The sequence below is a fragment of the Rathayibacter sp. AY1A4 genome, assembly GCF_002930955.1.
Classification (GTDB): domain Bacteria; phylum Actinomycetota; class Actinomycetes; order Actinomycetales; family Microbacteriaceae; genus Rathayibacter.
The window spans coordinates 104,146-123,814 of the sequence record NZ_PSTN01000006.1 but is presented as its reverse complement, the minus strand read 5'-3'; the positions used below and the strand labels follow the sequence as shown (position 1 = coordinate 123,814).

Genomic DNA, 19,669 nt, shown 5'->3' with positions numbered 1-19,669 from the left:
CTGGGGAGTCGAGGAGGGCGATCCGCGTCAGGGCTGCGTGAACGCGACCTTCTGCACGCTGGTGCGGCCGTCGAGCGTCGTCGTCGTGATGCGCATGCTGTACGACCCGGCCGGGGCGACGGCGCCGTTCGTCAGGCGTCCGTCCCAGGCGAGGGTCTGCCGGCCCGCGAGGTGGCGGATCGACGAGGTCAGCTGCTTCGCGACTCCGCCGGACGCCGTGAGCACCGCGACACTGGTCGTCGCGCCGTCGCCGGTCATCCAGTCGAGCGTCGTCGTGCCGCCGGGGCGGGTCACCGCGGGCGCCGAGACCACGAACGCCGGCGTCCGGCCGAGCGTCGCGGTCGCGTGGCCGTCGGCGACGGCCAGCGCCGTGCTGCCCGCGGTGGTCCGGATCGACGCCGTCGCCCCCGAGACCTGCACCGAGGCCGTCGACGGGCCCGCGGTGTAGAGCGCCTGCACCGTCTCGGTCGGCGTCTGCAGCACCGTCCCGTGCAGATTCACTCCGTAGTCGGCCGTCACGTCATCGATCGAGACCGTGCCGGAGGAGATGCCCGACATCGCCTTGTAGACGAAGGCGTCCACGAGCTTCACCGGGTAGTCCCACACCCCGTCCCCGTCGCCGCCGGAGTGCGTGTAGTTGGCGTTCAGCCCGTCCGAGAACAGCGTCATCTTCTGCCACGGCGAGCCGCCGACGTTGCCGACGAGGCCCTGGAAGGTCTCCCCGGTCGCGTCCTGCAGCTTCAGGTAGACGGGGCTGGTGCTCGCGTCGCCGCTGACCCAGACCGAGACCGCTGTCGGCGAGCCGGGGAGGGTGCGCGAGGTGTGCAGCTGCGCGCCCTTCGAGGCGCCGGAGAAGTCGTACGTCAGCTTCAGCGCGCCCGAGCCGGAGTAGCCGGTCGACGTCGCGGCCAGCGAGGCGGTCCCGCCGCCGATCGGCGCCACGGCCCACCCGCTCGTGGAGGAGAGGTCGTCGACCTTCACCGGCGAGGCGGAGGCGGTCGCGCTCGCCCGGCCGACCGCGGTGCCGGTCGCGAGGACCGCGCCGACCTCCTTCAGCGCCGCGTACGCGGGCTTCTGCCGGCCGGAGCGCTCGGTCACCGAGAAGGTGTCCAGCGGCGCCTGCGGGTCGGGGCCTCCGACGAGGTTGTACCAGGCGATCGCCTTGATCCCGCGGGCCGCGGCGTCGAGGTAGGAGCGCGAGAGGTACGACGCCTGGTCGGCCTCGCTGGTGGCGCCGGTGCAGGTGGTGCAGGTCGCCCAGCTGACCTCGGTGATCCACAGGCTCCGGCCCGGCGCGCTGCGGGTGAGGAAGTTCTGCGCCGCGTCGAGGTAGGTCGGGATCGCTCCCGTCTCGGGCGCTCCGTCGACCGTGTACGTGTGGATCGCGAGTCCGTCGAAGGAGTCGCCCGCCCCGGCCGCCAGCACGCCCGCCATGAACGGGTCGCTGAACTGGTCGAGCCCGCCGACCAGCACGGTCGCGGTCGGGTCCACGGCCTTGATCGCCGTGTACGCGGCCTTCAGCATCTCGCCGTACTGGCCGGCCGTGGCGCCTCCGCGCCAGTAGTAGTCGGTGTTCGGCTCGTTCCACACCTCCCAGACGTGCACGCGGTCCTTGTACCGGGCCACGGTCGCCGCCGCGTACGACGCGAAGTCGGCGTTGCTGCGCGGCGGGTAGTACTGGGCGTCCTCGGCCGCGGTGCCGGCCGGGGCCGACGAGGCCCAGGGCGCGGAGTAGGCGAGCTTCCCGATCATGTCGACGTTGCGCGCCTGGCTGATCGCGACGGCCTGGTCGAACTTCGCCCAGTCGTAGAAGCCCTTCCGCGGCTCGACGCGCTTCCACTCGAACTCCTCGCGGGCCCAGCGCACCTGCGCGTCCTCGAGGAGGGCGGCCTGCCGGTCGGCCTCGACGGGCGAGTCCTGCTCGGTGAGGAAGCTGTTGATGCCGCTGATCGACGTGGGCGACGCCTCGGTGACCCGGGCGCTCACTCCGGTGAGGTAGGGGCGGGTCGCCGTGGCGGCTCCCGAGAGCGCGCCGTCGGCGGTCGTGTCCCAGGTGAGGCGTCCGGCGATGCTGCCGGCCATCGCGGCTCCGCTGTCGTCGGTGCCGTCGTAGGTCGCGGTGATCTCGCCCGCGGCGGCGGCGGTCCCGCCGTAGGTGCGGGTGCGGCCGGCGCTGTCGCGCAGCACCAGGGCGTAGTCGCCGGGCCCGCCCGCCGTGAAGCGGACGGTCGTGGTGGCCGCGTTCTCGCGGGAGAAGCGGGCGGCGCTCGCGGTCGGCAGGGTCCAGTCCTTGTCGAGGACGCGCAGGTTGTCGAGCACGACGGTGCCGGTGGCGGGGGCCGAGGCGCCGTTGCGCACCACGTTGATCCGCACCAGCGAGACCGGGTAGTCGAGCACGCCGTCGTCGTTGCCGAGGTGGGTGTTCGCGGCGGGCGACCGGAGGTCGATCGTCGCGGTCGTCCACCGGCTGAGGCTCATCGCGTCGACGCGGTAGAAGAACATCTCGCCGGTCGCGTCCCGCAGCTTGAGGAACACGGTGTTCCAGCTGCTGTCGCCGAGCAGGTCGACCTTGAGCGCGGTCGCGGGCTGCGTCAGCAGCGGCACCGGAGTCGTCGCGGTCTCGATCTCGGCGTCGGCGCGGGAGAGGTCGTAGGCGATCCTCAGCGCGCCCGAGCCCTCGGTGCGGGTGGCCGAGGTCGAGGGGGTCGCGGTGCCGGCGGCCTGCACCCAGTCCGTCCCGGCGGAGTCGAAGGACTGCGCGAGGCTCGCGTCCGCGTCGATCTCGGCGAGGGTCAGCAGGAGCGGGATCCCGCTGCGGGTGGCGTTCGAGGCGAGGACGCCGTCGTCCGTCCCGTCCTGCGAGAAGACGCCGCTGACGTCGCCGCGCATGCGGGTCCCGGAGTCGTCCGAGCCGTCCCAGGTCAGGGTGACCGGGCCCGCCGCGGCCGCACGCCCGGTGATCGTCTTCACGCGCCCCTCCTTGTCGCGCAGCTCGAGGCGGTGGTCGCCCGGGCCGGCCGCGGTGAAGGAGAACGAGGTGGTCGCCGAGGCGCCGGGGGTGAAGAACGCGGTCGCGGCCGTCGGCAGCGACCAGCCGGTGGCGAGGGTGCGCAGGTTGTCGAGCACGACGGTCCCAGTCGCGGGCTGGCTGCCGTTGCGCACGATGATCACGCCGGAGAGCTTCACCGGGAAGTCGAGCACCTGGTCGCCGTCGCCGCCCTCGATCAGCGCGGCCGGGGCGGTGAGGTCGACGTCGATCGTCGCCCACGCCGTCGAGCGCATCGCGTCGAGCCGGTAGGTGAAGGTCTCGCCCGAGGCGTCGCGGAGGCGCGTGTAGACGGTGTTGTAGGTGCCGTCGCCCTTGAGGTCGATCCGGAGCGACGAGGCCGGCTTCGCGATCACGGTCGCGGGGGTGGTCTGCACCGTCTCGACCAGGCCCGACGAGACGTCGTAGTCGATCCGCTGCGCGTAGGAGCCCTGGGTCTTCTGCGCGCTGGTGCGCGAGACGGCCGCCGAGCCCATCGCGACGCTCCAGCCCGACGCCGCGCCCTCGAAGCCCTCGACCACGCTGGTCGTCGACGGCTGCGCCGCGGCGACGGTCAGCAGGGTCGGAGTCGCCGAGCGGGTCCGCGACGCGGAGAACTGCCCGTCCGGGGTCGAGTCCTGCAGGAAGGTGCTGCGGATCGGGCCGTCCATCTCCTGTCCGTCGTCGGCCTTCCCGTCCCACTGCACGGCGGTCTCGCCAGGCTCTGCGAGGGTGCCGGTGAGGGAGCGGCTGCGGCCGGTGCCGTCGCGGAGGACGATCATCCAGTCGCCGGCCGTGGCGGCCGAGAACGCGAGGCTGGCGACTCCGCCCTCCGACGGCACGAGGAACTCGGTGTCGGCGACCGGCATCGTCCACCGGCTGCTCACCGCGCGCAGGTTGTCGAGCACGAGCGAGCCAGTGGCGGACTGCTCTCCGTTGCGCACGACGTAGAAGCCGGTCAGCGTCAGCGGCATGTCGAGCACGGAGTCGGCGTTGCCTCCCTCGGCGAGCACCGGGTCCTGGGTGAGGTCGATGGGCACCGTGGTCCAGGTGGTCTGCCGCATCGCGTCCATCCGGTAGGTGAACGCCTCGCCGCTCGCGTCGGTGACGCGGAGGTAGACCGTGTTGTAGCTGCCGTCGCCCTTGAGGTCGACCTTCAGCCCCGTGACCGGGCCGGTGGCGACCTCGAGCGGAGCGGTCCGCGTGATGCCGGCCATGCCGTCGGTGAGGTCGTAGTCGACGGCGAGCGCGTCGGTGCCCTCGGTGCCGGCCGCGCCGCCCCCGGCCGCGGAGGCGCGGCGCAGGGTGGCGGATCCGGTGGCGACTCCCCAGCCGGCGTCTCCGCCGTCGAAGGCCTCGACCACCGAGGTCGCGTCGGGGTCGTCGGCCGCGGCCAGGGTGAGCAGGAACGGGACGCCGGTCGTCGTCGCGGCGGCGAGGGAGCCGTCGGCCGAGTCGTCCTGGCGGAGCACCGCGCGCACGTCGCCGGTCATCGCGGCTCCGGAGTCGTCGCGTCCGTCCCAGTCGACGGCGACGGGACCCGCCGCGGCGGCCGTGCCGGTGAGGGTGCGCGAGAGCCCGGCGGCGTCCGCGAGCCGCAGCTCCCAGTCGCCCGCGGATCCGGCGTCGAAGGAGATCGCGGCGCTCGCCCCGGCGGCGACGTAGGTCGACGCGGCGACGGGGAGGGTCCAGCCGGTGGTGTCCGCGCGCAGGTCGTCGAGGGCGAACGTGCCGGTCGGCGGCTGCTCGCCGTTGCGGACCACGAGGACGCCGGCCACGGTGAGCGGCGCGTCCATGACTCCGTTGCCGTCGCCGCCGTCGCGGGCCACCGGCTCCGCGGTCAGGTCCACGGTGAGCGTCTGCCACTGGGTCGAGCGCATCGCGTCGACGCGGTGCACGAAGGTCTCGCCGCTCGTGTCGCGGACCCGCAGGTAGACGGTGTTGTAGGAGCCGTCGCCGCGGAGGTCGACCGTCAGGGACGAGGCGGGCGCGGGGATGACGGGCGCCTGCAGCGGGTCGAAGCCGAGCTCGGCGAGCCCCCCGGTGACGTCGTACGAGACCTCGAGCGACGAGTCGCCCTCCGTGCTGTCGTCGGAGACGGCCGTGGAGGCCGTGCCGGTCACCGTCGAGAGCGCGGGCGAGCCGCTCTCGAAGCCCGTCACGGGACTGGTCCCGGGAGTCGCGGCCGACGCGGCGCTCGGCGCCGTGAGCAGGCCCGCGACGAGGGCGGCGGTGACGAGGAGGACTGTTCGGGCACGGGACATGGGGGCACTCCGCTGGGCGTCGGATCGAGGATCGAACGCTCGCCTGGGGGTGGTGGCGAGCCGGCCGCATCGACGACCTGCGCGTCACGCTAGGACCGGCGGAGGTGCTCGGAAGGGCGCGGAGGAAAGCTCGATTCGCCCGCACTCGAAGAGGGGTGGCGGGCCGGGGCGGATCCCCTCGGGCGATATCACGAGGGCCGATCCGCGCGCCAGCCCTCGCAGAGAGGGCAGACGGGGCGCTGAGAGGAACGCTATCCCGTGCGGCGCCGGAGCGCACGCCTCACTTCGTTCGAGTGCTCTCAGGTCCAGTCGAGAGCGGAGCGCTCGGCCCAGTAGCGGGCCGGATCCACGGCGAGCGCCGGGAGGTCCGGGAGCTCCAGGGGCCGCGCGCGCAGGTTGTCCCGCAGCTGCTCCGGAGTCGCCGCGCCGCTCAGCACGACGTCGGCCCAGGGCTGCGCGAGGGCGGCCCCCAGGGCGACGGCGTCCGGCGCGGCGCCGGCGTGCTCGATCGGGTGCGCGACGAGCCTCCCGTTGGCGAGGGCCTCCTTGACCACCACCAGCCAGCCGTCGTCGTGCGCGGCGGCGAGCGCCCGGCCCGCGGACTGCTCGAGCGGGTTCCACGTGCTCTGGACAGCGCTGAACGGCGACTCCGGGATCGCGCGGGCGAGCTCGATCACGCGCGCCTGCTCGGGTCCGCTCGTCGAGAGGCCGACCCGCACTCCGGAGCCGGCGAGGCCGCGCAGGCGGTCCAGCAGCGGGCGGTCGGTGAGGGCCGGGCTCTCGGGAGTGATCGAGTGGACGAGGTAGGAGTCGGGCGCCGAGCCGAGCGCGTCGAGCGTGAGCGGCCACTGGCGGTCGAGCATCGCGACCGAGTGCTCCTTGCGCTCGTGCACCGGCGCGTCCATCGCCCACCCGCCGACGTACTCGTAGCCCCACTTCGACTCGATCGTGAGCGCCGCCCGCCGCTCCGGATGCCGGGCGAGCCAGCCGCCGAGGAACTCCTCCGCCCGCCCGTAGGAGCGCGCGGCGTCGAGGAAGCGGACGCCGGCGTCCCACGCCGCGTCGAGCAGCAGGTGCGTGCGCTCGCGCAGCGCGTCGACGCTCCGCTCGGCCGCGGGGCCGAGGTCGTCGTCGCGCCCTGCCGTGATGTACGCCGGCCGGCCCACGGCCGCCAGCCCGATCCCGAAGCGCTGCATCCCGCCCACGGTACGCCCGTCCCGGAGCTGCGGCAGCCGCTAGCGTCGAGCGGTGACCTCCGCCCTCGACCGCAGCATCCTCCGGCTCGCCGTCCCGGCGCTGGGCTCGCTGGTCGCCGAGCCGCTGTTCCTGCTCACCGACTCCGCCCTGGTCGGCCACCTCGGCGCCGTCCCGCTCGCCGGGCTCGCGCTGGGCGGCACGGTGCTGCAGACGATCGTCGGCCTGATGGTCTTCCTCGCGTACAGCACCACTCCGCGGGTCGGCCGGGCCCTCGGCGAGGGCGACGAGCGGAGGGCCGTGGCGGCCGGGATCGACGGCGGCTGGCTGGCCCTGCTCCTCGGCGCCGGCATCGCCGTGGTGGGCGCGCTCACCGCTCCGGCCGTCGTGGCGCTCTTCGGCGCGGAGCCGGCGGTGGCCGAGGCGGGCGTGCGGTACCTGGCGGTGAGCATGGCCGGGATCCCCGCCATGCTCGGCGTCTTCGCGCTCACCGGGCTCCTCCGCGGCTTCCAGGACACCCGCACTCCGCTGGTGATCGCGGCCGGAGGATTCGCCCTCAACGCCGCTCTCAACGCCGTGCTGATCTACCCGGCCGGCCTGGGGATAACCGGCTCCGCACTGGGGACGGTGATCGCGCAGTGGGCCATGCTCGCGGCCTACGCGGGAGTCGCGCTGCGGCTCGCCCGGAGGGTCGGCACGCCGCTGCGGCCGCACCTCGCGGGCCTGGCCTCGTCCGCGGGATCCGGCGGCTGGATGCTGCTGCGCACAGCGAGCCTCCGCGCGGCGATCCTGCTCGCGGTCGCGACCGCCACCTCGCTCGGGGCGGAGGAGCTGGGCGCCTTCCAGGTGGCGATGACGCTGTTCTCGACGGTCGCCTTCGCCCTCGACGCGGTGGCGATCGCCGCGCAGGCGCTGCTGGGCCGCCTCCTCGGCGCGGGCGACGCCGGGCAGGCCCGCGCCGTCACGAAACGCTGTGTGACCTGGGGAATCGGTGCGGGAGTAGTGCTCGGAGCGCTGGTCACCGGTCTGAGCGGCGTCCTGCCGTACGTCTTCTCGAGCGACCCGGAGGTGCTGCGGCTGCTGCCCGCGGCGATCGCCGTCGTGGGCCTCACCGCTCCGCTCGGCGGCTACGTCTTCGTGCTCGACGGCGTGCTGATCGGCGCCGGCGACGGCCGCTACCTGGCGCTCAGCGGCCTCGCGAACCTCGCCGTCTTCGTCCCGCTCGCCCTGCTCGCCCCCGCCGCGCCCGCCGAATGGCGCCTCCTCGCGCTCTGGCTCGCCTTCGCCGTCGGCTTCCTCGGCGCCCGCGCGGTCACCCTCGGGCTCCGGGTCCGCAGCGACGTCTGGCTCCGCTGACCGCACTCCTCCCCTGTGGAGAAGCCTGTGGACAACTCCGGTCAGCGCGGCGGTGCGCTGGTGTTCCCGCGGTGGAAGACGGCGTGGAAGCAGACCGCCTCCGCCTCCTCGTCGGCCAGGAGCGCGACCGCGGCCCGTCCCGCCGCACGGCCCTTCTCGACCGCGGGCTGGGCCATCGTCGTGAGGTCGTACTCGGCCGCGAGACCGGGCACCTGCACGCCGTCGAAGCCGACCACCGAGAGGTCCTCGGGCACGCGCAGCCCGCGCTCCTCCGCCGCGAGGATCACGCCCGCGGCCAGCAGATCGCTCTGCGCGACGACCGCGGTCGGCGGCTCCGCCCCCTCGAGCAGCGTGCGGCCCGCGGCGACGCCCTCGTCGACCGAGCTCGCGGCGGCGGCGACGACCGACACCTCCGGGAAGACGTCCTGCACTCCGAGGAGGCGGTCGACCGGAGTGATGCTGGGGCTCGAGCGCCAGCCGGGCGGGATCGCGCCGCGGCGCCGGTCCTTCGCGAAGGGGAGCGAGACCACCGCGACCCGCTCGTGGCCGAGCTCGCGCAGGTGCTCCGCGAGGGTGCGGCTGGCCTCGCGGTTGTCGAGCGAGATCACGGCGCCGCCCAGATCCGAGAGACCCTCGACCACGACGACCGGCACCCCCCGGCGGCGCAGCACGGCGACGGAGTCGTCGACCGACGGGCTGCAGCCGACCAGGATCATCGCGTCGACCGGGGCGGTCGCCAGCAGGCCCGCGCCGTCGCCGGTCTCGGTGAGCAGCAGGATCCCGGCGTCGACCCCGCCGAGCACGTCGGCGATCCCGTCGAGCATGGCGATCTTGATCGGGTCGCGGAACGCGTGCAGCATCCGCTCGTCCACGACGACCCCCACGATCCCCGAGCGGCCGCGGCGGAGCGAGCGCGCCCGCGGGTCGGGACCGGCGTAGTCGAGCTCGGACGCCGCGCGCAGCACCCGCTCCTTCGTGGCCTCCGAGACGGGGCCGGAGCCGCTGAAGACCAGCGAGGCGGTGGAGGGGGACACTCCGGCCCGGCTCGCGACGCGGGCGAGCGTCGGCCGGGGGCTCTTGCGGGGTTCCACGTTCCTCCTCGTGGGGGCGGCGCGCTCGTCATCGGTTGACCGTCCCCGGGGTTCCGGATAGCTTAGACCGGCTCGCTTCGAATCGATTCGACCGTGCCTCTCGATCCGGTGTCCGGATCCCGCCCGCACCAGGAGAACCGCCATGACCTCGACGTCCGCGCTCACGCGCCCGCAGCTGGTCGCCTGGCGCAACGCCGTCTTCACGATCTTCGTCCTCAGCGGGATCTCGATCGCCACCTGGGTCTCGCGCACGCCCGCCATCCGCGACGAGCTCCAGCTCTCGACCGCCGGAGTGGGCCTGCTGATCCTCTCGATGTCGATCGGCGCGATCGTCGGACTCGCGTTCTCGACGCCGGTCATGGGCGCGATCGGCGCCCGGCGCGGCATGGCGCTCGGTCTCACCGTCTCGGCGGCGGGGCTCGCGGTGCTGGGCGTCTCGGCCGACGTCATCGGCGTCCTCCCCGCGGCCTTCGCCGGCATGGCGATGCTCGGCTTCGGCAATGGAGCGGTCGACGTGATGATGAACGTCGAGGGAGCGGCCAACGAGAAGGCCTTCGGCAAGACGCTCCTGCCGCTGTTCCACGCCTTCTTCAGCCTGGGCACCGTGGCCGGCGCGCTGATCGGCGCGGGCGCCTCCGCCCTGGCCGTGCCCGTCGCCGTCCACCTCGGCGCGATCGCCGTGGTGATCGCCGTGACCGCGGTGATCGCGATCCGCTTCGTCCCGGTCCGCGAGGAGCTCGACACCTCCGGCGCGGCGACCACGGTGAAGCCGCCGGTCCGCGAGCGCGTCGCCGCCTCCCTCGGCGTCTGGCGCGACGGCCGCCTCGTCCTCATCGGCCTGATCATGCTGGGCATGGCCTTCGCCGAGGGCTCCGCGAACGACTGGCTGACCCTGGCGATGGTCGACGGCCACGGCACCGACAAGACGACCGCCGCCGTCGTGTTCGGCGTGTTCGTCGCCGCCATGACCGTCGGACGCGTGATCGGCGGACCCGTGCTCGACCGCTTCGGCCGCGTCCCGGTGCTGCGCGCCTCCGCCGGGCTCGCGATCGTCGGCATCCTGCTGTTCATCCTCGCCCCGGTCGACGCGCTCGTCGTCGTCGGCGCGGTCGCCTGGGGTCTGGGCTGCTCGCTCGGCTTCCCGGTGGGCATGTCGGCCGCGGCGGAGGGGCCGCACTCGGCCGCCCGCGTCAGCGCGGTGGCGATGCTCGGCTACGTCGCGTTCCTGGTCGGACCGCCGGCCATCGGCTTCCTCGGCGAGCACTACGGCCTGCTGAACGCCCTCTTCCTGGTGCTGGCCCTGGTGGTCGTCGCCGGGCTCGCCTCCCCCGCCGCCCGCAGCCGACGGAGCTGACCGCCCCGCTCCACGCGCCTCCGCAAGCCCCCGTGCGGCCCGGGCGCCCCGGCGCGCCTCCCCCTAGGCTTCCCAGGACGGCGGCGGAGGGGGAGCGGATGCGGTACCGAGCGCGCGACGGCGCCCTGCTCCACGTCGACGAGCACGGAGCCGGTCAGGGGCGGCCCCTGGTGGTCGTCCCCGGTGAGCCGGAGCGCCACCCCTCCTACCTCGGCTCGTTCGCCTCGATCGCCTGCACGCGCCGCGTCCTCGTGCTGCACCCGCGCGGAGTGGGCGGCTCCGCGGAGCTGCCTCCCGCTCCCCCGGCCACGACGGCCGCCGACGTGGAGGACCTGCGCCGTCACCTCGGCGTCGACGAGCTCGATCTCGCCGCGCACGACTCCGGATGCCGCGCCGTCCTGCTCGCCGCCGTGGGCGCGCCCGAGCGCGTCGCCCACCTGCTCCTGATCGCCCCCGGCACCGCCTGGCTCGGGATCGACGACCACGCTCCCCGTGAGGAGCACACCGCTCCCGCGGGCTCCGACGACACCGCGGCGATCCGCGACGCTCTGCAGCGCCTCGACTGCCCCGCCGTCGTCCTCGGCGGCGAGGACGATCCGGTGACGGGCGTCGCCGCTCTGGAGGCGCTCACCGCGCTCCTGCCGCAGGCGAGCCTGGCCGTCATCGAGTCGAGCGGCCACCACCCGTGGGCGGAGGCGCCGGCCGAGTTCGCGGTCGCGCTGCGCGCCTCGCTCTCGGTGCCGCCGCCCGCTCCTCCGCTCGGCCGCCGGCCTCCCGTCGCCGCGCGCTGAGCCGGGAGCCCGCCGGAGCCGCGCCGTCTATCCTCGACGGGTGCGTCTCGTCATCGCGCGCTGCTCCGTCGACTACACCGGCCGTCTCAGCGCCCACCTCCCGCTCGCCACCCGCCTCCTGCTCGTCAAGGCCGACGGGAGCGTCCTCATCCACTCCGACGGCGGCTCCTACAAGCCGCTGAACTGGATGAGCCCTCCCTGCACGCTGATCACGGGCGAGCCCGACGAGGAGGCGCGCGCCGCGGGAGTGACGCAGCAGTGGACCGTCGCGCACCGCAAGACCGGCGACGCTCTCGTCGTCTCGATCCACGAGGTGCTGCACGATTCGGCGCACGAGCTCGGCGTCGATCCGGGACTCGTGAAGGACGGAGTGGAGTCGCATCTCCAGCGCCTTCTCGCCGAGCAGATCGGCCTCCTCGGAGAGGGGCACACTCTCGTCCGGCGCGAGTACATGACCGCGATCGGCCCGGTCGACATCCTCGCCCGCGATTCCTCGGGAGCCGCCGTCGCCGTCGAGATCAAGCGCCGCGGCGAGATCGACGGAGTCGAGCAGCTCACCCGCTATCTCGAGCTGATGAATCGCGATCCGCACCTCTTCCCGGTGACGGGAGTCTTCGCCGCTCAGGAGATCAAGCCGCAGGCGCGGACTCTCGCCGAGGACCGCGGAATCCGCTGCGTGGTGCTCGACTACGAGGCCATGCGCGGCACCGACGACTCCCACACGCGCCTGTTCTGACAGGCACGGCGAAGGCCCCCGCGATCGGATCACGGGGGCCTTCCGCTCACCGGGCGCGAGGCCCGGGAATGCGGCGTCTCACCGGGCCGAGAGCCCGGCGGCCGCTACTTGTGGGCGGCCTGGTAGGCGGCCTGGACCTCGGAGGGGATGCGTCCGCGGTCGGAGACCGGGTGGCCGTTGGCGTTCGCCCACTCGCGGATGGCCTTGAGCTGCTTGGGGTCGCTCTTGGAGGCGGTCGCGACGCTCGTGGCGGCCGCGGGCCGCGAGCCGACGCGGCGGGCGCTCGAGACGAACTTCTCGAGCGCCGAGTGGAGCTCGGCGATGTTGTCGGGGCCGAGATCGATCTCGTAGTTGGCGCCCTCGATGCTGAAGCGGACGGTACCGCCGTCACCGGAATCGATAAGGGTTCCGTCGATATCGTCGACAAGCGTGATCTTCTGGGCCACTTTTCCTCCTGGAGTTCGCGGGACCGGACTGTCTCGACCCGGACCGGAAGAGACATTACCCCCTTTCACAATCGAGTGCGCCATGAATGGCGCCATTCGTCCCTTTCTCGCGCCATGTCGAGGGGAATGTTCAGGATAAGCGGAGGCAATCACGGCGGAATCGAGCTGTTCGCCACCAGCCGTCGAATAGAGGACACGGTGTCCGCAGACGGCCGTAACGATTCCGGACACCGATCGCGCGCATTCCCGGGAACCGGTCCCGGCGATTCCGATCACGCCGCGGTCTTCGTTAGCGTGGAGCCATGGCACGACGAGGCGGACCCCCTGCACGCCCGGCGCGACCCGGTCCGTACCGCAATGCGGAGGCTCGGGAAGCACTGGAGGCGCTCGTCGCCGCTCCCACCGCCGAGGCCGTCGACCGGCTGCTCGAGGCCTGCCTCGACGGCTCCCTCGTGGTCGACGTCACGGGCTCCCAGCCCGGAGGCGTGCCGCACGTCCGCACCGTCGCGACGACCACCGGGGAGCAGGTCCTGCCGCTGTTCACCTCCACGGACGAGGTGCGCACCGCGGTCCCCCGGCAGCAGCATCCGCGGGTGCAGATGCTGGTCCTCCCCGGACGCGAGGCCTTCGCGCTGATCCGCACCGCCGACTTCGTCGCCGTGCAGCTCGACCCCGGCTCGATCGCCCAGGTCGTCACCCGTTCGTTCGTCGAACGGGCTCTGGACGCCGAACGGCCGTAGAGTGTGGCCCCCGGCGGGGCAGCGCCGGCGTCACCCCGTTCTCCGAGGTCAGGAGCCCGCCATGTCCGACACGACCCTCGCCGCCACCGGCCTCGACGCGCGCGCCGGCACCTGGTCCTGCATCCTGTTCGACCTCGACGGCACGATCACCGACTCCGCCCCCGGCATCACCGGCACCCTCGTCGAGACCTTCGTCGAGCTGGGCCGCCCCGTGCCCGCTCCGGCCGAGCTGCTGGCCTACGTCGGCCCTCCGCTGCTCGAGGCGTTCCGCGAGCTCGGCGGGATGACCGTCGAGGAGGCACAGGCCGCGCTCGTGGTCTACCGCCGCCGCTACAACGCGGGCGGACTGTTCGACTCCTCGGTCTACCCGGGGCTGCCCGAGGTGCTCGCGCGCATCGCCGAGGCCGGCGTGCCGCTCTCGCTCGCGACCTCCAAGCCGGAGTCGGCGGCCACGCGCATCCTCGAGCACTACGGACTGGCGCAGTACTTCACGGTGATCTGCGGCGCCTCCGAGGACGAGGTCCGCAGCGCCAAGGCCGACGTCGTGGAGGAGGCGCTGCGCCGGCTCCGCGAGCTCGGCGTCGACCTCTCGGCGCCGGTGATGGTGGGCGACCGCGAGCACGACGTGCAGGGCGCCGCCGCCCACGGCGTGCCGACGATCATGGTCGAGTGGGGCTACGGATCGCCGCTCGAGGCGGTCGGGACGATCGCGCTGGTGTCCGGCGCCGAGGAGCTCGCGGACCTCCTGCTCCCGTGACCTGCGTACGATGAGGGCATGACTGGTCTGGGCGTCGTCCTCTCGTTCGTGCTGTTCCTCGGCGGGATCCTCGTTCTCGGCAACTCGTTCCTGCTGCCCGACATCGCCGGATTCCTCTTCGTCGGCGGCATCCTGATGATCTCGGGATCGCTCGCCGTCGCGTTCCACGTCCTGCCGAAGTCGCAGTAGCCGGGTCGCTCCGGGCGGCCGCCTCCGCGGCTCGCCGCTCCGCTCAGCCCAGCGTGCTCGCGTCGAGGTTGACGACTGCATTGATGTAGACCGCCTCGCCGGCTCCGGCGATCGTCGGGTTCATCCGGAGCAGCTGCTGCACCGGGATCCCGAAGCGCTGCGCGATGTCGAAGAACGTGTCACCCTGCACCACGGTGTAGCTCACGATGTCGCCCGCGCCGTCGCGGGTCGGCTGGCCGTTCGCCCCGGGAACCGCGCCGTTGTCGACGGCGAAGGCCGTCTCGGGGATGTCCGGCGTCGCGTTCGGCGTGAAGGTGACCGTCGCCTCGGGGACCGGCGCGAAGACCGTGGCCGTCGCTTGCGGGAGCGCCGCCGTGACGGTCGGGTCCGGCACCGGGGTCGGCGTCGCCGTGGCGAACACGGTGACCGTGACCGTCGGAGCCGGAGCGGGCGCCGAGCACCCCGCGAGCGCGAGCACACCGGCCAGTGCCGTCGCTCCGATGACCGTCCTGCGCATGTCCCCCGCCCTCCGCACGCCCCGCGGCGCCCGCTCCACCCTAGGAGACGGGGCTGCCGGGGGCACGTGCGCTGTCGCAGGAGGGCGGTGCTGCGGATCCACCCTCGTGCAGGGAGCTCCGCGGTCGTCCGGACCGGGTCGGCCTCACCGGGACCGGGTCAGGACGGGGGCTCGGGGAGCAGGCGCAGCCCGCCGCCGCTGTTCGCCGCGTCCATCAGGAGCTCGACCCAGGTCGGGTTGATCGTCGGCTGCCGGCTCCCCGCGAAGTGGAACTGCAGGGCGATGTTCGGGTTCATCCAGAAGGAGTGGCGGCCGCGCGCGCCCTCGGGCATCGAGTCGAGGGTGAGGCTGAAGCGCTCGTCGCGGCGGAACTTAGCGTAGATCACGATCTGGAGGTGGGCCAGGGTCCGGTCCTCGATCTCGATGACGGCGGGAGGAGTGCCGTAGAGGAATTGACCCATGCCGCCAGACTATAGGCCCCTCGGCTTATTACTAGTCCGTCTAGCTATTTCACCGCGGAGGGTTCCGCCGGGTCGGCTTCGTCCGTATCGTGCCCGTCGCCGTGCTCCGCGTCGATCTCGTCGACGGCCGCGCTCATCCGGCGGAGGAAGTTGACGACGACCTCGGCCTCGGGGGCGTCCAGGTCCTCGGCGATCTCGAGCATCCGGCGGTGCATCTCCTGGAGCGTGGCGCGCACCTCGTCGTCGCTGTCGACGGTCGCCTCCACGACGATCCCGCGCCGGTCGGTCGGGTTGGGCTTGCGCACGAGGTGGCCGCTGCGGACCAGGCGGTCGATGAGGACCGTGGTCGACGCGGACGAGATGGAGAGGTGCGAGGCCAGATCCTTGCCGGTCACCAGCTCGCCCTTGCGCTGCTGGCGGAGCAGGTACTGGATGGCGATCAGGTCCGTCTCGCCCATCGCCATCCGCTCGCGCGTGCGGCGGCGCATCGAGACCTCGGAGACGCGGTACGTGCGCATGGCGCTCAGCACCTCGACCGCACGGCGGGTGGACGACTCGTCCGGGTACCAGTACCCGGCGCCGCTCCGCAGGCTCGTGTCGCTCATCCGCACATCCTAGACCGGCTGATCACCAGGCCGTCTAGCGAGTCGCCCGCGCCTACGCTGGACCGGTGACCGCCACCCTCGTCGCCAAGGGCCTCTCCGGAGGCTATGCGCACCGCACCCTGTTCGACGGACTCGACCTGACGGTCGCCCCCGGGGACGTGGTGGGCGTCGTGGGGGCGAACGGAGCCGGCAAGTCGACGCTCCTGCGCATCCTCGCGGGCGAGACGGCTCCGCTCGAGGGCTCCGTCGTGCTCTCGCCGGGCGACGCCTTCGTCGGCTGGCTGCCGCAGGAGCACGAGCGCCGCGAGGGCGAGACCGTCGCCGGCTACATCGCGCGCCGCACCGGCTGCGCCGAGGCCTCCGCCGAGCTCGACGCCGCCGCCTCCGCCCTGGCCGACCCCGATCCCGACGGCTCGATCGCCGACCGCTACGCCCTCGCGCTCGACCGCTGGCTCGCGAGCGGCGCGGCCGACCTCGACGAGCGCACCCCGGTCGTCCTGGCCGACCTGGGCCTGTCGCTCGGCGCCGCGGCCGCCTCCTCGACGATGACCTCCCTCTCCGGCGGGCAGGCGGCGCGGGTGGGCCTCGCGGCACTGCTGCTCTCGCGCTTCGACGTGGTGCTGCTCGACGAGCCGACCAACGACCTCGACCTCGACGGCCTGGAGCGCCTGGAGGCCTTCGTCCGCGGGCTCCGCGGCGGCGCGGTCCTCGTGAGCCACGATCGCGAGTTCCTCGCCCGCAGCGTCACCCGCGTGCTCGAGCTCGATCTCGCGCAGGGCACCAACCGGGTCTACGGAGGCGGCTACGACGCGTTCCTGGAGGAGCGCGAGACCGCGCGCCGCCAGCGCCGCGAGAAGTACGAGGACTTCGCCGAGCAGAAGGCCGACCTGGTCTCCCGCGCCCGCACCCAGCGGGAGTGGTCGAGCCAGGGCGTGCGCAACGCGATGAAGAAGGCCCCCGACAACGACAAGATCCGCCGCAAGGCCTCGGCGGAGTCGAGCGAGAAGCAGGCGCAGAAGGTGCGCCAGATGGAGAGCCGGATCGCGCGGCTCGAGGAGGTCGAGGAGCCGCGCAAGGAGTGGCAGCTCGCCTTCACGATCGGCAGCGCCCCGCGCTCGAGCTCGGTCGTCTCGACGCTGAACGGCGCGGTCGCCCGCCGCGGCGCCTTCACGCTCGGGCCGGTGTCGCTCCAGGTCGACGCAGGCGACCGGATCGGCATCACCGGGCCCAACGGCGCCGGCAAGTCGACGCTGCTGTCGCTCCTCCTCGGCCGCGCCGAGCCGGAGGAGGGCGGCGCCTCTCTCGGAGCGAGCGTGGCGATCGGCGAGATCGATCAGGCCCGCGGGATGCTCGCCGCCGAGGTGCCGCTCGCGGACGCGTTCGAGGCGCTGGTGCCCGAGTGGCCGACCGCCGAGGTCCGCACGCTGCTGGCGAAGTTCGGGCTGAAGGCCGACCACGTCGGCCGCCGCGTCGGCGAGCTCTCGCCGGGCGAGCGGACGCGGGCCGCCCTGGCGCTCCTCCAGGCCCGCGGCACGAACCTCCTGGTGCTCGACGAGCCGACCAACCACCTCGACCTCGTCGCCATCGAGCAGCTGGAGGAGGCGCTCGAGGCGTACGAGGGCACCCTGCTGCTGGTCACCCACGACCGGCGGATGCTCGAGACGGTGCAGCTGACGCGGCACTGGCACGTCGAGGCGGGCGTCGTCACGGAGGCGTGACGCCCGCCGCCGCGTCAGTCCCCGGAGGCGCGGGCCGCCTCGTCCTCGCGCCAGCCGGCCTCCTTCTGCACGTACTCGTTGTCGGCGAACTCCGCGAAGTCGCTCTCGTCGGTGATCCGGCGCACCTCGAGGCGGTTGCCGGGCACCAGCGGGCAGCGCAGCGCCCACTCGCGGGCCTGCTCCTTGGAGTCGACCCCGATGATCCAGAAGCCGTTGAAGAGCGACTCGGTCGGGCCGTAGGCGCCGTCGACGACGGTCGGCGGCTCGGAGGAGAAGTCGACCACGAAGCCGGAGGAGGCGACGTCGTCGGCCAGGCCGTCGCCCGAGAGCAGCACGCCCGCCTCGATCATCGCCTCGTTGTACTGCCCCATCCGGGTGATGATCTCGTCGAACGGGATGGAGGCGTAGGCCTCCTTCGCCGCATCGGTCGCGCGCATGATCAGCATGTACTTCATCGGGTCTCCCTGGGGTCGGTGCGCGGGGGCGCACCGCTCACTCTGGCGCGTCGCGGGCACGAGCGGAACAGCGGATCCGGAGGCGCATCGTCCTCGGCGCGGCCGTGAGCCGCAACCCCCGCGCAGACCCTCGCCGAGCGGCGGAGACTGGCGACGGCCCGTTGCTCGACGGGCGCTCATCGACGGAAGGAACGACCCCATGGTGGATCTCGGAGGACTCGCGGACAAGGCGAAGAACGCCGCGAGCAGCGACAAGGGCGAGGAGCTGACCGACAAGGGACTCGACAAGGCGGGCGACGCCGCCGACTCCGCGACCGGCGGGAAGTTCGCCGGGCAGGTCGACAAGGCCCAGGAGGCCGGCGACCAGCACGTCGGCAACGACTGACCCCCGGGGCGGCCCTTCCGCGCTGTCGCGGAGGGCCGCCCGTCCGTCAGTCCCGGTCGCCCAGCCCGACGAGCAGCGCCCGCACCACGGCGACGGAGCGATCGGCCGCGTCGTCGACGTGCGCCTCGAACTCGCCGGGGGCGCAGAGGTCCGAGATCCCGCGGACCGAGACGAACGGCAGCCCGTGCACGTGCGCCGTCTGCGCGAGCGCGACCGACTCCATGTCGGTGGCGAGCGCGCCGGGGAAGTCGCTCCGCACGCGGTCCACGTGGGCGCTGGAGACGAAGACGTCGCTCGAGACGATCAGGCCGCGGCGCACCGGCGGCCCCTCGGGCAGCTCGAGCTCCGCGGCGAGCGCCGCGTCGTCCCCGGAGTAGCGGGCGGGCATCCCCGGGACCTGCCCGAGCGCGTAGCCGAACGCCCGCGCATCGGCGTCGGTCTGCACGTACTCGGCGCCGATCACGACCTCGCCCACGCGGACGTCGGCGCCCAGGCCGCCGGCGGTCCCCGCGCTCACCACGAGCGGCCGCTCGCCGGCCTCCCGCAGGATCGCTGCGGTGAGACCGCCGGCCGCGTTGACGAGGCCGATGCCGGTGCGGACGAGCAGCACCGCGCGGGAGTCGAGCTCGAGCTCCCACTGCAGGGCGTTGCCGACGGCGCGCGGCTCGGAGGCTCTGGACGCGGCGGCGAGGAACGGCGAGGCCTCCTCGTCCATCGCGACCAGGACGATCGCCGTGCTCACGCGGTGACCGTCTCCCACTCCGAGCGGTGCGCGAGGAACGTGCGCGCCGCCTCCTGCGCCCCCTCGAGGGAGTGGTTGGCGCCCCAGCCGCACTGGGTCTCGTTGGCGGCCGGGACCTCGTCGGCCTCGGTGATGTCCTGGAGCGTCGCCTCGACCAGGCCGAGCACCTCGGAGAGCTCGGGCTCGCCCGAGAGGAGCAGGTAGAAGCCGGTCTGGCAGCCCATCGGCGAGAAGTCGATCACGCGGTCGGAGTGGTTGCGGGACTTCTCGGCGAACAGGTGCTCGAGCGAGTGCACGGTGGCCATCTCGAGGTGCCCGCGGTTGGGCTGGGTGAAGCGCACGTCGTACTTGACGAGGTGGTCGCCTCCGGGCAGCGTCTTCGCGTCGGCGAGGCGCACGTACGGCGCGGCGACGGTGCGGTGGTCGAGGTTGAACGACTCGACGTTCATGCGCGGCTGATCCACGGTGGTCTCCTTCGCTGGGGGTCCCTCCATTGTCCTCCGCTCCGCGGAGCAGAGGCGGACCCCGGCGGATCCGGCTGCTTCTTCTCCGGGGCTGCGCCCGGATGCGAAGAGCTCCTCGCCGGCCACGACGAGGTACGCCGTGTCGAGCGCGATGATCACCAGGACCGCCCTGAACAGGCGCGCGGAGACCGTGCGGTCGTCCAGCGGGACCCCGCCGCCCAGACCCGCACGGAGGCGTGGAGCACCCCGGACAGCACCAGCGCGACGAGCGCCGTCACGCCGAGCACAGTGTCCGGAACGACCACCGCCACCACCTCCTCCGTCGACGGGTCAAGCGTGCCGTCGCGCCCGACGCGGCGGGGACCCGGACCCCTGAGCG

General features: G+C 73.4%; 19 protein-coding genes. 9 read left to right on the top strand and 10 right to left on the bottom strand.

All coding sequences use genetic code 11. The annotated features are described in order from the left end of the window. Positions 1 to 27: 27 nt before the first annotated feature. Together C5B92_RS16860 and C5B92_RS05725 are read right to left on the bottom strand one after the other, a co-directional pair. Positions 28 to 5,289, bottom strand: coding sequence for a FlgD immunoglobulin-like domain containing protein (locus tag C5B92_RS16860; protein WP_146079263.1), 5,262 nt, complete (start codon positions 5,287 to 5,289; stop codon positions 28 to 30). 299 nt (positions 5,290 to 5,588) lie between these two features. Then, complete coding sequence (locus C5B92_RS05725) at positions 5,589 to 6,485, bottom strand: aldo/keto reductase (protein ID WP_104350152.1); 897 nt, start codon at positions 6,483 to 6,485, stop codon at positions 5,589 to 5,591. 52 nt (positions 6,486 to 6,537) lie between these two features. Here C5B92_RS05725 and C5B92_RS05720 point away from each other — a divergent pair, with 52 nt between their 5' ends. Beyond that, entirely contained in the window at positions 6,538 to 7,839 is a 1,302-nt protein-coding gene (locus C5B92_RS05720; RefSeq protein WP_104350140.1) for an MATE family efflux transporter, read from the top strand. A 41-nt stretch (positions 7,840 to 7,880) separates the two neighbouring features. Here the strand turns inward: C5B92_RS05720 and C5B92_RS05715 are convergent, their stop codons facing one another. After that, the gene (locus C5B92_RS05715) at positions 7,881 to 8,930 is read right to left on the bottom strand and encodes a LacI family DNA-binding transcriptional regulator (RefSeq protein WP_258061270.1); all 1,050 of its coding nucleotides are present in this window, start codon (positions 8,928 to 8,930) and stop codon (positions 7,881 to 7,883) included. 142 nt (positions 8,931 to 9,072) lie between these two features. Between C5B92_RS05715 and C5B92_RS05710 the strand changes: the two genes are divergently transcribed. From C5B92_RS05710 to nucS, 3 genes are all read left to right on the top strand, one after another. Further along, complete coding sequence (locus tag C5B92_RS05710) at positions 9,073 to 10,284, top strand: MFS transporter (protein ID WP_104225755.1); 1,212 nt, start codon at positions 9,073 to 9,075, stop codon at positions 10,282 to 10,284. A 98-nt stretch (positions 10,285 to 10,382) separates the two neighbouring features. Continuing rightward, positions 10,383 to 11,075 carry an alpha/beta fold hydrolase gene (locus C5B92_RS05705; protein ID WP_104256425.1) on the top strand — a complete coding sequence of 231 codons (693 nt, stop codon included), beginning with the start codon at positions 10,383 to 10,385 and terminating at the stop codon, positions 11,073 to 11,075. A gap of 40 nt (positions 11,076 to 11,115) precedes the next feature. After that, positions 11,116 to 11,811, top strand: coding sequence for an endonuclease NucS (nucS, locus tag C5B92_RS05700; protein WP_104222623.1), 696 nt, complete (start codon positions 11,116 to 11,118; stop codon positions 11,809 to 11,811). Between the two features lie 104 nt (positions 11,812 to 11,915). Here nucS and C5B92_RS05695 read toward each other — a convergent pair whose 3' ends face one another. Beyond that, positions 11,916 to 12,257, bottom strand: coding sequence for an Lsr2 family protein (locus C5B92_RS05695; protein WP_104222624.1), 342 nt, complete (start codon positions 12,255 to 12,257; stop codon positions 11,916 to 11,918). Positions 12,258 to 12,559: 302 nt separating this feature from the next. On the opposite strand from C5B92_RS05695, the gene C5B92_RS05690 reads away from it, so the two are divergent. From C5B92_RS05690 to C5B92_RS17220, 3 genes are all read left to right on the top strand, one after another. Next, positions 12,560 to 12,997, top strand: coding sequence for an SseB family protein (locus C5B92_RS05690; RefSeq protein ID WP_104222625.1), 438 nt, complete (start codon positions 12,560 to 12,562; stop codon positions 12,995 to 12,997). A gap of 61 nt (positions 12,998 to 13,058) precedes the next feature. Beyond that, entirely contained in the window at positions 13,059 to 13,754 is a 696-nt protein-coding gene (locus C5B92_RS05685) for an HAD hydrolase-like protein (protein ID WP_104222626.1), read from the top strand. An 18-nt stretch (positions 13,755 to 13,772) separates the two neighbouring features. Further along, positions 13,773 to 13,943 (top strand): hypothetical protein, encoded by a 171-nt coding sequence (locus C5B92_RS17220; RefSeq protein WP_159911733.1) that lies wholly within the window; start codon positions 13,773 to 13,775, stop codon positions 13,941 to 13,943. Positions 13,944 to 13,986: 43 nt separating this feature from the next. On the opposite strand, the gene C5B92_RS05680 is transcribed toward C5B92_RS17220, so the two are convergent. The 3 genes from C5B92_RS05680 to C5B92_RS05670 form a co-directional block, all read right to left on the bottom strand. Beyond that, positions 13,987 to 14,460: a LysM domain-containing protein gene (locus tag C5B92_RS05680; protein ID WP_104350138.1), complete on the bottom strand. Its 474-nt coding sequence runs from the start codon at positions 14,458 to 14,460 to the stop codon at positions 13,987 to 13,989. A 158-nt stretch (positions 14,461 to 14,618) separates the two neighbouring features. Next, a complete protein-coding gene (locus C5B92_RS05675) occupies positions 14,619 to 14,921 on the bottom strand; it encodes an ATP-dependent DNA ligase (protein WP_104225758.1) in 303 nt (100 codons plus the stop codon). A gap of 44 nt (positions 14,922 to 14,965) precedes the next feature. Then, positions 14,966 to 15,526, bottom strand: a complete 561-nt coding sequence (locus C5B92_RS05670) for a MarR family winged helix-turn-helix transcriptional regulator (RefSeq protein ID WP_104350137.1) — start codon at positions 15,524 to 15,526, stop codon at positions 14,966 to 14,968. Positions 15,527 to 15,591: 65 nt separating this feature from the next. Between C5B92_RS05670 and C5B92_RS05665 the strand changes: the two genes are divergently transcribed. Further along, positions 15,592 to 17,244 carry an ABC-F family ATP-binding cassette domain-containing protein gene (locus C5B92_RS05665; protein ID WP_104222629.1) on the top strand — a complete coding sequence of 551 codons (1,653 nt, stop codon included), beginning with the start codon at positions 15,592 to 15,594 and terminating at the stop codon, positions 17,242 to 17,244. 14 nt (positions 17,245 to 17,258) lie between these two features. Here C5B92_RS05665 and C5B92_RS05660 read toward each other — a convergent pair whose 3' ends face one another. Further along, on the bottom strand, positions 17,259 to 17,699 hold the full coding sequence (locus C5B92_RS05660) for a YciI family protein (RefSeq protein WP_104222630.1): 441 nt from the start codon (positions 17,697 to 17,699) through the stop codon (positions 17,259 to 17,261). Between the two features lie 199 nt (positions 17,700 to 17,898). Here C5B92_RS05660 and C5B92_RS05655 point away from each other — a divergent pair, with 199 nt between their 5' ends. After that, positions 17,899 to 18,084, top strand: a complete 186-nt coding sequence (locus C5B92_RS05655) for an antitoxin (protein ID WP_104282784.1) — start codon at positions 17,899 to 17,901, stop codon at positions 18,082 to 18,084. 46 nt (positions 18,085 to 18,130) lie between these two features. Here the strand turns inward: C5B92_RS05655 and mtnN are convergent, their stop codons facing one another. Together mtnN and C5B92_RS05645 are read right to left on the bottom strand one after the other, a co-directional pair. After that, positions 18,131 to 18,826: a 5'-methylthioadenosine/S-adenosylhomocysteine nucleosidase gene (gene mtnN / locus C5B92_RS05650; protein ID WP_258061269.1), complete on the bottom strand. Its 696-nt coding sequence runs from the start codon at positions 18,824 to 18,826 to the stop codon at positions 18,131 to 18,133. After that, positions 18,823 to 19,320: an S-ribosylhomocysteine lyase gene (locus C5B92_RS05645; RefSeq protein ID WP_308471279.1), complete on the bottom strand. Its 498-nt coding sequence runs from the start codon at positions 19,318 to 19,320 to the stop codon at positions 18,823 to 18,825. Before C5B92_RS05645 ends, mtnN begins: the two co-directional genes overlap by 4 nt. Positions 19,321 to 19,669 lie beyond the last annotated feature (349 nt).

What these genes read in the sequence shown, in the direction of transcription:
- C5B92_RS16860 (WP_146079263.1), bottom strand. Translation starts at nt 5,289, where the DNA reads ATGTCCCGTGCCCGAACAGTCCTCCTCGTCACCGCCGCCCTCGTCGCG.
- C5B92_RS05725 (WP_104350152.1), bottom strand. Translation starts at nt 6,485, where the DNA reads ATGCAGCGCTTCGGGATCGGGCTGGCGGCCGTGGGCCGGCCGGCGTAC.
- C5B92_RS05710 (WP_104225755.1), top strand. Translation starts at nt 9,073, where the DNA reads ATGACCTCGACGTCCGCGCTCACGCGCCCGCAGCTGGTCGCCTGGCGC.
- C5B92_RS05705 (WP_104256425.1), top strand. Translation starts at nt 10,383, where the DNA reads ATGCGGTACCGAGCGCGCGACGGCGCCCTGCTCCACGTCGACGAGCAC.
- C5B92_RS05690 (WP_104222625.1), top strand. Translation starts at nt 12,560, where the DNA reads ATGGCACGACGAGGCGGACCCCCTGCACGCCCGGCGCGACCCGGTCCG.
- C5B92_RS05685 (WP_104222626.1), top strand. Translation starts at nt 13,059, where the DNA reads ATGTCCGACACGACCCTCGCCGCCACCGGCCTCGACGCGCGCGCCGGC.
- C5B92_RS17220 (WP_159911733.1), top strand. Translation starts at nt 13,773, where the DNA reads ATGACTGGTCTGGGCGTCGTCCTCTCGTTCGTGCTGTTCCTCGGCGGG.
- C5B92_RS05680 (WP_104350138.1), bottom strand. Translation starts at nt 14,460, where the DNA reads ATGCGCAGGACGGTCATCGGAGCGACGGCACTGGCCGGTGTGCTCGCG.
- C5B92_RS05675 (WP_104225758.1), bottom strand. Translation starts at nt 14,921, where the DNA reads ATGGGTCAATTCCTCTACGGCACTCCTCCCGCCGTCATCGAGATCGAG.
- C5B92_RS05670 (WP_104350137.1), bottom strand. Translation starts at nt 15,526, where the DNA reads ATGAGCGACACGAGCCTGCGGAGCGGCGCCGGGTACTGGTACCCGGAC.
- C5B92_RS05660 (WP_104222630.1), bottom strand. Translation starts at nt 17,699, where the DNA reads ATGAAGTACATGCTGATCATGCGCGCGACCGATGCGGCGAAGGAGGCC.
- C5B92_RS05655 (WP_104282784.1), top strand. Translation starts at nt 17,899, where the DNA reads ATGGTGGATCTCGGAGGACTCGCGGACAAGGCGAAGAACGCCGCGAGC.
- C5B92_RS05645 (WP_308471279.1), bottom strand. Translation starts at nt 19,320, where the DNA reads ATGGAGGGACCCCCAGCGAAGGAGACCACCGTGGATCAGCCGCGCATG.